This is a genomic window from Spirosoma gilvum (genome assembly GCF_054776815.1).
In genome coordinates, this window is record NZ_BAAHBH010000011.1 from 177,044 (window position 1) to 190,580 (window position 13,537).

The window sequence follows — 13,537 nt, forward strand, 5'->3', positions numbered from 1 at the left end:
TGGAGTGATTTTAATCAGGTGGGGTAAGGGAGTAGGAGCGTAGCTTATGAAACTTATTTCATCCATTGTACTGACTCTACTTAACTTTTACTAAAACATGCGTAAAACACTTGCTATCATTTTTGGCCTGCTGTTTATCTTATTTGCGGCTTTTCAATACAACGACCCTGACCCGGAAGTCTGGATTCCTATTTATGGTGTGGCTGCTGTAGCCTGTTTTATGGCCTACGCCAATCTGGGGCGCTGGTGGTTTTTTGTTGTACTGGCCGTCTTGTTTTTTGTATCAGCAGCGTATCAGTGGCCTCCCAGATTCGAAGGATTTCTGTTTAGTGAAGTAGGTATGCGCAGCCTGAACATCGAAATGGCTCGGGAAGCTGGTGGGCTGGCTATCTGTGGGGTTGTAATGCTCATGTTTGCCTTTATGACACGCCAAACTGTACGGCGATGAAACTTATTGAGTGTCCCCGCGATGCTATGCAGGGGCTTGACCATTTTGTTCCGACGGAACTCAAAATTCAGTATTTGAATACGCTCCTGCGAGTTGGTTTCGATACACTGGATTTTGGAAGTTTTGTGTCGCCCAAAGCTATTCCTCAAATGCGGGATACGGCCGAGGTATTGGCAGGACTTGACTTAACCGCTACGCAAACGAAACTACTGGCTATTGTGGCCAACCTGCGTGGGGCTGAACAAGCTGTTTCTTATCCACAGATTCAATACATCGGTTTTCCACTATCGGTTTCAGAGACGTTTCAGCAACGGAACACCAACAAGACAATTGCTCAGGCTTTGGTCGAAGTGACTGAGATGCAGCGGCTTTGTATGGAGTCGGGCCAAGAATTAGTGGTCTATCTGTCAATGGGATTTGGTAACCCATATGGCGATCCATATAGTCCTGCTATCGTGAGTGAGTTCACGGAAAAACTCGTGCAACTGGGTATCGGTATCATTGCCCCGTCAGATACGGTTGGTTCATCGACACCCGAAGCCATTGAAACTCTGTTTCGTCAGTTGATTCAATCGTTTCCAATAGTTGAGTTTGGGGCACATCTGCACGCTCGTCCGGGTGAAGCTGAGGCAAAAGTGCGGGCAGCAGTACGCGCTGGTGTTGGCCGGATTGATGGGGCACTACGTGGTTTCGGCGGTTGTCCAATGGCCGCTGATGCCTTAACCGGAAATCTGCCAACCGAAGAAATTATCCAGACACTTACCGACGATGGAATTTCAATATCGATCAATCAGGCCGCCCTCCAAAAGGCAATGATGGTATCATCGGCTGTGTTTTGAGTAGCGCGGACATCTTGTCCGCATAGTAAAATGATATGGTAGAGAGGCTGTAACTACAGATCTTCAACCATGCGGACAAGATGTCCGCGCTACATAAACATCGACTGAATTTCTTCTTTTACAGCCCGAAGGGCGTCGGCCGTAGGCTGGCGATCTTTTTGTATGATTCGCTCAAAAATGCGCTTTGAGAGTTCGAGTGCTGGCGCGTCAGGACGCGTATCGCCCGATGCCTGATTGATCAGAGTGGCCACTTCGTTCATGGCTGCCTGAATCTGATCCCAGACCTTCTGGCTCATATACACCTGCTGCGATAGGTTGTGGTTGTATTCATCCCGAATTTCCTGAAGGAGCCGCTGCTGGAATTCGATAACCGTGGTGGAACTGTTGCCGAGTCGTAACAATAAATTATTAGGACTGATACGTTCCAGAAACAGGACCATACGCTCATAGGCCTGAAGTCGAATCGGAACAACGGTTTCCGTATAACGAGCCTGTACATCGTAGCGATGGCGGTCGGCTTCACGCTCCAGCAATAGTTTGACAGTCAGGTACATACCATAAAGCACCAACCCCGCAGGTACAATCAGCTTCAGAAAATCACTTACTAGATCCATAAAAAGTAGGAACGTTGTTCCGTAAAAATGGGTAATTTTGATAAAAGGGTTTTACAGTTACCAGGTAAACCGAAAACGGTAAACCATTAGATTTTATGCTTACAATAGATAATCCTGTTCGCGTTCGCCCTGAAGCCCGTCAACAGATATTGGACACGCTACAGGCCAATAAAATTCCCGTCGAGTATGGATTACGCGTAGGCATTCGAGGGGGAGGATGTGGGTCATCCTGGTTATTAGGGTTTGACCTGCCAGGCCCCTCCGACGAAGTGTATAACGTAGAAGGTGTGCAGGTCATTATTGATCGGAAGCATTTGCTGTATGTATTTGGGGCTGAAATTGGATACGAAACAGGTGGCTATACAGTAGAGAAGTCGTCTAATAATCAATAGCCAAAAGTCGTTAGATATTGGTACACTAGATAGGTGAAAAGCCACAAATGAGTAGCAAATAATGGCTATTGGCTAAAATCTTGGCATGATTTTAGGACTGATTTAGGGGAAGACAAGATTACCCACCTGGTGAAGCGTATCGAAAAACATATTTTCCTACTCCTGGCTGCAGTAACCATCGGCTGTTCGGTCCTGTATTTTCTACTACTGGAACGGAACGAACCGGGGGCTACAGAAGAGCAATACATAAGTGCTGTTCAGCAACGGGTAAAGGAGGAAATGCAGGTGAGTACATCTGAACTGGACAGTGTGTCGGCATTACTGGTCCGGAACCCAAAACCTGCGTTTACGGAGTATTTCAAGCTGCCTTCCCGGTATCCATTCTTTGTCTTCCGTGATGGCCAGTTGATGTATTGGTCCGACTATCGCTTTGTGCCCGACTATGCCTGGTTGTCGGTTGTAACCACCACGCCCCGACTTATTGATTTTGAGCAGGGCCGCTTCGTGGTGAGTCACCGACGGGTAACCGTCAGAACCGAAGTATTGGATGTATACTCATTAGTCAACATTCATCGGTCTTACCATAGCAATAATGCTTACCTGCAATCGGGTTATAACCCGGAAATATTTTCGCTTGATCCACAGGCGGTTACCGATAAGCGGCTGAATACTTATGAGGCTATTTACGATAACACATCCGCTTTCCTGTTTTCGGTAGTACCCCCTAAAGTTGATGTCTATCGAAACCACTCGACTCCCGTTAATACAGTCATCCTGGCGACGCTGGGGGTCATTTTTTTGGGGTTGTATGTACTACAACTGATGATTCGCCTTCGGAAAAAAAGGCGTTATGAGTGGGGGTTTGTTGTGCTTGCTACGTATTTATTACTGTTGCGGGCAGTCATGCTCTACTTTGGGGTTCCATTTTTGTTCGTCGAATCGGACTTATTCAACCCAAAATATTATGCTTCCTCGGTTTTAATACCCTCCCTGGGCGACCTATTGCTCAATGCACTGGTGATAGCCATTCTGGCTTTTTACTGGGTGCGGTATTATTTCCGTTCGCAGCTATATGTTTTCCTGCTAAATCAGCCCCACTGGCTGAAACTCATCCTGTCAGTAGCCTGTGTGGTACTGAGTTATGTGACGTTTACGCTTTGCTACATTGAGCTAACCAATATTTACGAAAAGTCGCAGTTTACGCTCGATATTACGCTCAACATTCATTTTTCATTTCTGAAAGTTGCCTGCCTGGTTGTCTTTATCATCGTATCCTGCATCTATTTTCTGGTGACGCATTTGCTGGCCAGTCTGTTCCTGCGCTATAACCGGATCAATCATGCCGGGATCGGACTATTGCTGATTGTGGCAGGCTCAGCGTTAGGTGCCGGTATATGGTTATTGATAGGCGGGGTGCTGGAGCCCGTTTTTCTCCTGAACGGAATTTATTTCCTGGTTATTTATGTAAGCCAGCTCCCCAAAACACTTTACACATTCCGGTACAAAACGTCTATCTACCTGTTTTTGGCTGCTTTTATATGTGCAGTTATGACGTCGTACGTCGTCTACAATCAGGAGATTCGGAAGCAACTAAGTCATCAGCAGGTATTTGCATCGCAGCTACTGGCCGAAAACGACGTGTTTGGTGAGTTTTTAATGAGTAAAGCGCAGGAATCGATTCAGAAAGATGCCGAGATAGCCCGTGCCTTACGATCCGATACGCTACTGGTTCGAGAGCGCATTCAGCAACGGGTGAAAAGCCTGCATCTCGATAAGTATTTTGATAAATACGATATTCAGGTGTTTTCGTTTCGGGCCAATGGTCGCCCGCTGGATATTAGTCCTGATGCCTTATCCTTATCGTCGCTAACAACCCGTTATCGGCAGGCAACTTATAATACAGAGTATCCTGGCCTTTACTTTGTAAACGAAGCGAACAACCAATTTGTGAAGCAATATATATGCTTTGTACCGATTCAGCGGCTGCAGACCTCATCATCGCTGGGCCGGTCGGAAACGTCGGTGGCGGATACATTAGGGTATGTTGTGCTAGACTTTCGGCTTCGAAATGAACGACCCAAAGGGGTGTATCCTGAGCTGTTGGTCGATACAAAGTTTAGGCAGAATCAGGATACGCAGGAGTACAGTTATGCTTTATATACTGGACCGCGTTTGGGTAGTGCAACGGTCGGGCCCAGCAAGTATAAATTTCTCTATAGTCCGCCGGGTAACTTCAATTATGACCGGAATCTCGAGCTTTCGCAACTGAATAATCCTACGTTGTTCACTACCGGTATTTCGAGGAATCATTATCAGCACATAGCACAGCGGGGACAGGATGGGCGTGTGGTGGTGGTTTCATCGCCAGAGTACCCGTTTCGGAATATCTTTTCCAATTTCTCGTTCCTATATCTGTTATTGGTTCTGACGGTCATTCTGGTCATTACCTGCTATGCCATTAATTACCGGTTTTCCAAATTCAATATTAATTACTCAACCCGGATTCAGATTCTGTTGAATCTGGCGTTTTTTCTGCCACTGATCTTCGTTATTCTGATTATTCTAGGAGTGATTAGTTCTAATTATGTTGATAATCAGAAGGATACGTATATTATAAATACCCGAAATATTGCGGCTAATTTTCTGGTGTATCTGGACGAGCATCTGTATGCGCAGAAGCGTAGTAAGGCGTCGATGGAAGAGGAATTAGCAAAGATTGCGCGCGATGCCAACATCGACATCAATCTTTTCGATGCAGAAGGTAAGCTCTACACGTCGACACGTCCGCTCATTTACGAAAGTGGGTATCTTTCTAAACGGATCAATCCCGAAGCGTATATTCATATCATTGAGGACAAGGAAAGCCAGATTCTGCTTGATGAGTCGCTGGGGAGCAAAAAGTATCGGACGGCTTATGCGAGTATAAAGTCGTTCAACGGGCAATTGCTGGGGGTTTTGAGTATTCCATATTTCTATGCCCAACCGGAGCTCGACCGGAAAATCATTGAGGTCATTGCTACGTCACTGAGCATCTTTACGGCGCTGTTTCTGTTCTTTTTGATCTTGTCCTATTTTGCGTCGCATATGCTGACCAAGCCCCTTCGACTGCTGACACAGAAGATTCGAAAAACCAATCTGGAACGCCCGAATGATCCGTTGCCCTGGCAGTCGGACGACGAGATTGGCTTGTTGATTCGGGAGTATAACCGGATGCTATTGAAGCTGGAAGAGAGCAAGCAGGCGCTGGCCCAGACCGAAAAGCAATCGGCCTGGCGTGAAATGGCTAAACAAATTGCGCACGAAATCAAAAACCCATTGACACCCATGAAGCTGACCTTGCAGCACCTGCAACGGACTTTACCAACCAATGGAAAAGATACCGCAGGACTAAATGGTGACGCTTCGCGAAAGGTGATTCGGACATTCGATTCCTTATTGGATCACATCGAAACCATAAGTGATATAGCAAATTCGTTCTCGGAGTTCGCTAAGATACCCATGCCCAAAAAGGAGGAATTTGAGGTGACAGGGGTATTCAATAAAACAGCCGATCTGTATGCCGATGACAAACGAATTACGCTGCAGAGGGAGAGTGTTGAAGGGCCAATTATGGTTTTGGGTGACCGTCAGTTTATGGGTCGTATTATGACCAATCTGCTGATCAACGCTATTCAGTCAGTTCCGTCCGATCGAAAGCCGGTTATCGACCTGAAACTGTCGACCAGCAGTGAATCCGTTTTGATCGAGGTACATGACAACGGGGTAGGTATCCCCGAAGCGATTCGAAACAAGGTCTTTTTGCCCAACTTCAGTACAAAAGGAGGGGGCTCAGGTCTTGGTCTGTGGATTGCCAAACGAGGGGTTGAGCATGCCGATGGCTCTATTTGGTTCGAAACCGTTGAAGGCGTAGGAACGTCATTTTTTGTCTCGATGCCATTGGCAGGTGCACCAGGGCAGGGCGGTCAATAAATTGTATGATTCAAAAATAGCCTAAAGAGTGCGCGTTCCGAACATCCTGAACGCGCACTCTTTAGGCCTTAACTCATAAAGGAAAGCGCCAGGATTACTGAACATTCGTCAGTTACTCGATAGTCACGTGTTTCCAGTTCTCACCCGACCGAATCCGATTTAGTTGTGTGTGGGTGATGCCAAACTGTTTGGCAATCATCTTTAACCGATTTTTATCGTTGAGTAAAAGTTTTTTGATAATCTTAACCTTGCTTTCAGTTAGTTTATAATTACGGGTCTGTCGGGGGAGTTGCCGATTTTTAAGGCTTGGATTGTTCCGATTGTGCTCAATCATATCCGCCTTGGTCACCCATCGTAGATTTTGGAAATGGTTGTTCAGCTTGTCGTGATCAAGATGGATAACATAGCTTTGATCGGTATTACTGCGCGAGACAAAGTGCTCGGCTACCAGCTTATGTATATACCGATTGATCGTTTTGCCGCCTGAGCGAATATTGAGTGATCGATAGCCCTGAATGACAGATCCTTTTATAGGTTTCCCGGTCGTACTGCCGGTGGGGCTGGCTGAACGTGTTGTGGTGGCAGACTGAAAGCTTCGCAGTCGCCCATAGTTGGAAACTTCGTAATGAGGTGGATTCTCAACGCCTTCAAACACAATAGGTGTCCACTTTTCATTCCAAAAATTTTGTTTTTCTTTGGCATCCATGACCGATGAATGTTATAATTAGCCGTGAATATCAGCCGAATAAGAGCTCTCTGATGAGTGCTTAACAACTATATGACAAAATAGTTGTAACATAATGATTTTACTACCAAGATTCTTTTTATAATGATCCGTTGAAGCGGTAAGCTATTGATAATGACCAAATTTCTGCCATAAGTAACGCTCAGCTAAATTATTTTTTTAGTGCGTACTGAAAAGGCACAGAAACCGCTTTGGGTTTGAATTGGTTAAAAGCTTAGCCATGCGCTTTATGCATGCGTACAGCTATGACAATGAACGCTCAGGGAAAGAAAACTCTCGTGGTCGGGGCAACTGCAAAAGAGGGCCGTTATGCCAATCTGGCAGCTTACCGATTGCTTCGACACGGGCACGATATAGAATTACTCGGTTCGCGGGAAGGAGAGATCGAGGGGCATCCCATTCGAACAGGAGAGCCTGACCTTCAGGATATTGACACGGTAACCATGTATGTAGGGCCACAAAATCAACCCAAATTATACGACTACATCAAGCGCCTGAAACCCAAACGGGTTATCTTTAATCCCGGCGCCGAAAATCCCGAATTTGAAAAGCAACTGAAGGCCGAAGGAATCGAGCCCATCGAAGCCTGCACGTTAGTGATGCTTTCGGTTGGAACGTATTAGACTCAATTTTGAATGCGTGAATGATAGAATGATTGAATAGTTTCCTAAAGTGGCTATTCAATCATTCTATCATTCACGCATTCAAAATTTAATCAGTGCCGAGGCCCAGGTGAAACCGCTGCCAAAAGCGGCCAGACAGACCAGATCGCCGGACTGAATACGCCCTTCTTCAAAAGCTTCCGTTAGGGCAATCGGGATGGAAGCCGCAGTGGTGTTGCCGTAGTGCTGAATATTATTGAATACTTTTTCTTCAGGCAGATTCATCTGTTGCCGAACGTAGTCTGAAATACGGATATTTGCCTGATGAGGTACCAGTAAGGCCAGATCTTCAGCCTTATAGCCATTGGCCTCAAGGCTTTCATTGATTACTTCCATAAAACGGACAACCGCGTGCTTGAATACGGTATTGCCATTCATCGTAACATTGTAGTTGCCGTCAGAGAGTGTTTCTTCGGTGAGCCAGCGACCTTCACGACTACTGCCAGGGTCTCGAACATACAGTTCTTCAGCATACCGACCATCGGCGTGCAAATGAGTCGATAGGATGCGGTGTTCGGGATCGGTGGTAGCCTGAACAACGGCAGCTCCGGCTCCATCGCCGAAGATGACCGCTACCCCCCGCCCTTCATTGCTTTTGTTGAGGAATGTCGATTGAATTTCTGACCCAACCACCAGAATGGTTTTATACATGCCAGTTTTTATGAACTGATCGGCAATGGAAAGCGCATAGACGAAGCCAGAGCATTGATTTCGAATGTCAATAACGCCTACGCCCTCCAGTCCTAACTCACGTTGCATCAGAAAGGCTGAGCCGGGGAAATAGTAATCGGGAGTGATGGTTGCATAAACAATCAGGTCAACGTCCTTTGCGTCGATATTAGCTCGGTCGAGGGCCATTCGCGAAGCCGCCGTTGCCATGCTGGCGTTCGTGTCTTTGCCGTAAGTGAAGTAGCGTCGTTGTTTGATCCCCGTCCGCTCCTGAATCCAGGCATCCGAGGTGTCCATGTATTGGGTTAGGTCGTTGTTGGTCACGATGGTTTCGGGAACGTAGAATCCTAACCCTTTGATGCTAGTGTACGTGGTATTCATTCGTCAAAATAAATGAGTCGGCAAAGGTACAAAGGAATTATGCAGAATCGAGATTGTGGCCAACGCAAAGGCACAGTTAACGCAAAGAAGAGAGCCTAATAATCAATCAATTATTGACTTTTATTCTTTGTGTTGACTGTGCCTCTATACTAAAAATGGATTTCGATTAAGCCGGTTGTAGCTCAAACGAGTATTCTTCCATGATCAGGTTGGCCAGCAGTTGGCGGCAGGCCGAATCAACGGTCGTGCGGGCCTGTTCTTCAGAATCGGCATCTACTTCGAGCCGGATATGTTTTCCGATGCGAACATTATCGATGGTGTCCATCTGGAGATTATGAAGACCCAGTTTAACGGCTTTGCCCTGAGGGTCCAGAATTTCCGAACGGGTCATGATGTTGATTTCGGCGATGTACTTCATTTTAATGAGTGAATGATAGAATGATAGAATTGTTGAATGAGCAAAGCGGCTGTAAACCTTATTCAATCATTCAGTAATTCTATCATTCTATCATTTAGAGATTAGTGAAACAACGATATATAGCAGAATAATCAGGGGAATGGCTGCAAACTGCAAAAATAACAGCAGTAAGGCGGAAGCAATCAGAAAACTGAATTTTATTCGATTTTCGGCCCAGCCAAAGGATTTGAATTTCAGAGCAAACAGTGGGATTTCGGATACCATCAGGAATGAGAACGCAATGATCATTCCCAGAGCAATATCATTTTGCCAAAACGCATTGTACTGAGGCTGATACTTTTGCATGAGCGGGAAAGCCGCAATCAACATCGTATTGGCCGGTGTGGGTACGCCAATAAACTGGTGGCTTTGCCGGGTATCGATATTGAATTTAGCCAATCGAAGAGCCGATAAAACAGCAATTAAAAAAGCACCGTACGATATGACCCCCAGGTTTTGATACCAGCATAGTTGGAAGACTATAGTTGCTGGAAGTGCCCCAAACGTAACCATATCGGCCAGCGAGTCCAGTTCCTTTCCGAACGGCCCTGATACCTTAACCAGCCGGGCAACAAACCCATCGCCAAAATCGAGTATAGCGGCTATGCCAATCAGCCAGGCGGCTGTGTCGAGGTAGCCGCGTAATGCCATGACAATGCCAATGCACCCGCAAAGCAAATTGCCGCAGGTCATAGCATTGGGGATATGTTTGAGTAGGTTTTTCAATGAATGATGAATTATGAATGATGAATTATAAATGATGAGTGATATTTATGGCTGAGTACCCATTCATCATTTATAATTCATCATTCCGTAACGTATGGATTGGTTCGTTTTTCCCGGCCAATGGTGGTTGGGTCCATATGACCAGGGTAGACGGTATAATCGTCGGGTAACGTGTACAGTTTTGTTCGGATGCTGTTCATTAAGTCGTTATAACTGCAATAGGGGAGGTCAGTTCGTCCTACACTACCTTTGAACAGTACATCGCCCCCCACCACGTAGCGTTCGGCATGATTGATAAATGCCACATGGCCAGGTGCATGACCCGGTACGAAGATGACATCCAGCACGGTATTCCCAAACGTAAACTGTTCGCCCTCCTGAATGAATTCGTCTATCTCGGATGGTTCATAACCGCGTAGCCCAAAGAGTGCACAACGGGTTGGAACATCATTGTAGATGACCATATCCAGTTGATGAAGATAGGCCTTTACCCCAAATTTCCGCTTCACATACGCAACCCCAAATACGTGATCAAGGTGGGCGTGTGTTAACAGCAAGTACTTTACCGTCAATTTCTGCGCTTCAACAAACCGCCATAAGGTTTCCTTTTCTACCTGTTCATAGCAGCCTGGATCGATAATAACGGCCTCGTGGGTCGTATCATCGGCAATGACGTAGGTGTTTTCCTGAAACGGTGAAAATGTAAAGGAGTGAATCATGCGTAGCGCGGACATCCTGTCCGCCTTGTTATGTACTATGTGGACAAGATGCGGAAACATCCGTCCGACTGCCTTACAACTACAAAAGTAGAAACACGGTTGGTTTTTTTCGTAAATCCGGCACCTTCGATTTCCATTCCCGAATGGTTAGCGTACGAACGAATGCATCTGGTGCGGTCAGGTTACAGGCAACGCAAAGTCGCGTATTGGCCTGGCAGGTAGCGACTATATCGGCGAAAAGAGCATCGTTGCGATACGGAGTTTCCATGAAAATCTGCGTCTGTTGCCGTAGTTGGGCTTCTTTTTCCAGGTGACGTAATGCACGGGCACGGTCCTGTCGATCAATAGGCAGGTAACCATGAAATACAAACGACTGTCCACTCATTCCCGATGCCATCAGGGCGAGCAGAATGGAGGAAGGGCCTACCAGTGGTTCCACACGCCAACCCAGTGTATGGGCCATGCCGACAACCACTGCACCCGGATCGGCCACTCCCGGACAACCCGCTTCCGACAGTACACCCGCATTGCGTTTGCGTTCGGTCAGTTCCTGAATCTGCCGTCGTGTGTCGGCTGGGGGGGTATCTTTGGTTAGCTCAAAAAATAGCGTCTCGTCAATGACACGGCCCGTTTTTAATCCGCTGATGAACCGTCGGGCCGACCGTGCGTTCTCCACGAAATAGGCATCCGTTTTTTCGACAACCTCTCGGATTGTAGCAGGAAGAACCATGTGTGCCGTATCATCGGCAAGCAGCGTAGGAATTAGATAAAGCGTTGGCATGATGTTAAACGCAAAGACACAAAGGTAGGCGCAAAGAACGCAAAGAGTTCAATGGCAATTGCGTTTACTTCTGCGTCTTTTCGTTTAAAAAGCCCAGTAACACATTCACAAATTCGACAGGCTTTTCGGCCTGCACCCAGTGTCCGGCTCCCTGAATAGTTTCGATCTGGGCATTGGGAAACAGGCGTTTAATGGTTGGAATATCCTCTTCCAGAATATAGGGCGATTCGCTGCCACGGATAAATAACGTAGGATCGGTGATTATGCGGGGGTTGGTCAGCTCTTCACCGATACCATGCAGTTCACGTTCAATAACGGGGATATTGATACGCCAGTCGAATCCACCCTGCTCGGTTCGGTATAGGTTTTTCAATAAGAATTGTCGTACAGTATAGGAAGGCTCGTATCGTTGCAAAACGGCATCGGCTTCGGTGCGTCCTTTTATAGTCGTCAGGTCAATGGCTTTTAGGCCCCGTATGAGTTCAGCATGGTGAACGGGATAGAATTTAGGCGCGATATCGACCACTACGAGTTTCTGATAGGTACCTGGGTAAAGCATCGCATACTGCATAACTGCTTTTCCGCCCATCGAATGGCCAACCAAAATAGGGTTGTCGAGTTGGTGATCGACCAGAAACTCGTGCAGATCCGAAGCCATGCTATGATAATCGTGATCGTCACCCCGTGGCGACTGTCCATGATTCCGTTGATCGAGGGCAAAGACGCGATAGCCTTGTGCTGCAATGGTTTTGCTGGTTGTGAGCCAGTTATCAGATGAGCCAAAAACGCCGTGCAGGATAACAATAGCCGGACCCGATTCGCCGATTTGGCGGTAGAATAATTTCATTCAACTTAAAGAGTTAAAGAGTGAAAGAGCGAAAGAGTGAATAAGCGGAAAGAGGCATTTTGCCCGACATGTCAACCGCTCTTTCGCTCATTCACTCTTTCACTCTTTTATTTTACATAGACCACTTTCTCTCGTTGCTCGACCAGTTCGCCGAACGATTTCAGTTGAAAACCATTTTCGCGGGCTACCCGTTCGAATTCTTCCGTACATTCGGGGGCTACGGCAATGAGCAGACCGCCAGAGGTTTGGGGATCGGCCAGAACATATCGTTGCGTATCCATAAGGTCGGCTAGCTTATGACCATAACTATCCAGATTACGTATTGTACCGCCCGGAATGCTTTTCTGAGCCAGATAGTCGTCGAGCATAGTGAGTTTAGGTACTGCTTCAAAGTCGATAACCGCACTTAACCCTGAGCCTTCGGCCATTTCGGTCAGATGCCCCAGCAGTCCAAAGCCTGTCACATCAGTTAAAGCCTTAACGTAAGGTAGTTTTCCCAACGTAGCCCCGAAGCTATTGAGTTGAGCCATCTGGCGAGGAGCCGTTTCGGCATGTTCGGTTTTTAGAATACCTTTCTTTTGGGCTGTGGTTAAAATGCCCACCCCCAATGGCTTGGTCAGGTAAAGTCGACAGCCTTTGGTAGCGGTATTATTCTGTTTCAGGTGATCGAGTCGGACGCGGCCCGTAACGGCCAGGCCAAAAATGGGTTCAGGCGAATCGATACTGTGTCCGCCAGCCAGTGGAATCCCCGCTTCCCGGCAAATGGCGCGTGACCCTTCCAGTACCTGACCAGCCACCTCGGGCGACAATTTGTCGAGTGGCCAGCCAAGAATCGCAATGGCCATCAGCGGCTCTCCCCCCATGGCATACACGTCACTGATGGCATTGGCCGACGCAATTCGGCCAAAGTCGAACGCATCATCGACAATGGGCATGAAAAAGTCGGTGGTGCTAATGATCGCTTCGCCATTGCCCATATCCATAACGGCAGCATCGTCGCGGGTATCGTTTCCTACGAGTAATTGCGTATGAATGACAGACCGATGTGTCGGTGAGTTAGGGTCCAGCGTTTCGGTAGGCGACTGAGGATCAGAGGAAGTAGCTGTTCCGCTAGTACGGCCGTGCAGAATCTGATCCAGGATTTTGGGCGAGATTTTACAGCCACAGCCAGCCCCGTGACTGTATTGAGTAAGCTTGACGGCTTGTGTTTCTGTTGATGTCATAATGCGACAAAACTAAGTTAGAAATAAGGTAGTCGGATAGGAATAGGTGAAGATAATTAAGCAGA

General features: G+C 47.0%; 14 protein-coding genes. 5 read left to right on the top strand and 9 right to left on the bottom strand.

What is annotated here, in order from left to right; translation table 11 throughout:
- Nucleotides 1-97 precede the first annotated feature (97 nt).
- Both ACYVFD_RS26575 and ACYVFD_RS26580 read left to right on the top strand, forming a co-directional pair.
- Nucleotides 98-448 carry a transmembrane 220 family protein gene (locus ACYVFD_RS26575; protein WP_461093548.1) on the top strand — a complete coding sequence of 117 codons (351 nt, stop codon included), beginning with the start codon at nt 98-100 and terminating at the stop codon, nt 446-448.
- Nucleotides 445-1,287: a hydroxymethylglutaryl-CoA lyase gene (locus ACYVFD_RS26580; protein ID WP_461093549.1), complete on the top strand. Its 843-nt coding sequence runs from the start codon at nt 445-447 to the stop codon at nt 1,285-1,287. The genes ACYVFD_RS26575 and ACYVFD_RS26580 overlap by 4 nt, the downstream gene beginning before the upstream one ends.
- An 89-nt stretch (nt 1,288-1,376) precedes the next feature.
- Here ACYVFD_RS26580 and ACYVFD_RS26585 read toward each other — a convergent pair whose 3' ends face one another.
- Nucleotides 1,377-1,901 (bottom strand): DUF7935 family protein, encoded by a 525-nt coding sequence (locus ACYVFD_RS26585; protein ID WP_461093550.1) that lies wholly within the window; start codon nt 1,899-1,901, stop codon nt 1,377-1,379.
- Between the two features lie 95 nt (nt 1,902-1,996).
- Here ACYVFD_RS26585 and ACYVFD_RS26590 point away from each other — a divergent pair, with 95 nt between their 5' ends.
- Both ACYVFD_RS26590 and ACYVFD_RS26595 read left to right on the top strand, forming a co-directional pair.
- Nucleotides 1,997-2,293 (top strand): HesB/IscA family protein, encoded by a 297-nt coding sequence (locus tag ACYVFD_RS26590; RefSeq protein WP_461093551.1) that lies wholly within the window; start codon nt 1,997-1,999, stop codon nt 2,291-2,293.
- Between the two features lie 129 nt (nt 2,294-2,422).
- Nucleotides 2,423-6,262: a sensor histidine kinase gene (locus ACYVFD_RS26595; protein ID WP_461093553.1), complete on the top strand. Its 3,840-nt coding sequence runs from the start codon at nt 2,423-2,425 to the stop codon at nt 6,260-6,262.
- Between the two features lie 112 nt (nt 6,263-6,374).
- Here ACYVFD_RS26595 and ACYVFD_RS26600 read toward each other — a convergent pair whose 3' ends face one another.
- Nucleotides 6,375-6,968, bottom strand: a complete 594-nt coding sequence (locus ACYVFD_RS26600; RefSeq protein ID WP_461093554.1) for an HNH endonuclease — start codon at nt 6,966-6,968, stop codon at nt 6,375-6,377.
- Between the two features lie 290 nt (nt 6,969-7,258).
- On the opposite strand from ACYVFD_RS26600, the gene ACYVFD_RS26605 reads away from it, so the two are divergent.
- A complete protein-coding gene (locus tag ACYVFD_RS26605; protein WP_461093676.1) occupies nt 7,259-7,630 on the top strand; it encodes a CoA-binding protein in 372 nt (123 codons plus the stop codon).
- A gap of 81 nt (nt 7,631-7,711) precedes the next feature.
- On the opposite strand, the gene ACYVFD_RS26610 is transcribed toward ACYVFD_RS26605, so the two are convergent.
- The 7 genes from ACYVFD_RS26610 to selD form a co-directional block, all read right to left on the bottom strand.
- Complete coding sequence (locus ACYVFD_RS26610) at nt 7,712-8,719, bottom strand: 3-oxoacyl-ACP synthase III family protein (RefSeq protein ID WP_461093555.1); 1,008 nt, start codon at nt 8,717-8,719, stop codon at nt 7,712-7,714.
- Between the two features lie 166 nt (nt 8,720-8,885).
- Nucleotides 8,886-9,137: a phosphoribosylformylglycinamidine synthase subunit PurS gene (gene purS / locus ACYVFD_RS26615; protein ID WP_461093556.1), complete on the bottom strand. Its 252-nt coding sequence runs from the start codon at nt 9,135-9,137 to the stop codon at nt 8,886-8,888.
- Between the two features lie 90 nt (nt 9,138-9,227).
- Nucleotides 9,228-9,902 carry a CDP-diacylglycerol--serine O-phosphatidyltransferase gene (gene pssA, locus ACYVFD_RS26620; protein WP_461093557.1) on the bottom strand — a complete coding sequence of 225 codons (675 nt, stop codon included), beginning with the start codon at nt 9,900-9,902 and terminating at the stop codon, nt 9,228-9,230.
- A gap of 80 nt (nt 9,903-9,982) precedes the next feature.
- Nucleotides 9,983-10,621, bottom strand: a complete 639-nt coding sequence (locus ACYVFD_RS26625; protein WP_461093558.1) for an MBL fold metallo-hydrolase — start codon at nt 10,619-10,621, stop codon at nt 9,983-9,985.
- Between the two features lie 79 nt (nt 10,622-10,700).
- Nucleotides 10,701-11,402, bottom strand: coding sequence for an SAM-dependent methyltransferase (locus ACYVFD_RS26630; RefSeq protein ID WP_461093559.1), 702 nt, complete (start codon nt 11,400-11,402; stop codon nt 10,701-10,703).
- Between the two features lie 64 nt (nt 11,403-11,466).
- Nucleotides 11,467-12,249: an alpha/beta fold hydrolase gene (locus tag ACYVFD_RS26635; protein ID WP_461093560.1), complete on the bottom strand. Its 783-nt coding sequence runs from the start codon at nt 12,247-12,249 to the stop codon at nt 11,467-11,469.
- Nucleotides 12,250-12,356: 107 nt separating this feature from the next.
- Entirely contained in the window at nt 12,357-13,472 is a 1,116-nt protein-coding gene (gene selD / locus ACYVFD_RS26640; protein ID WP_461093561.1) for a selenide, water dikinase SelD, read from the bottom strand.
- Nucleotides 13,473-13,537: the final 65 nt, after the last annotated feature.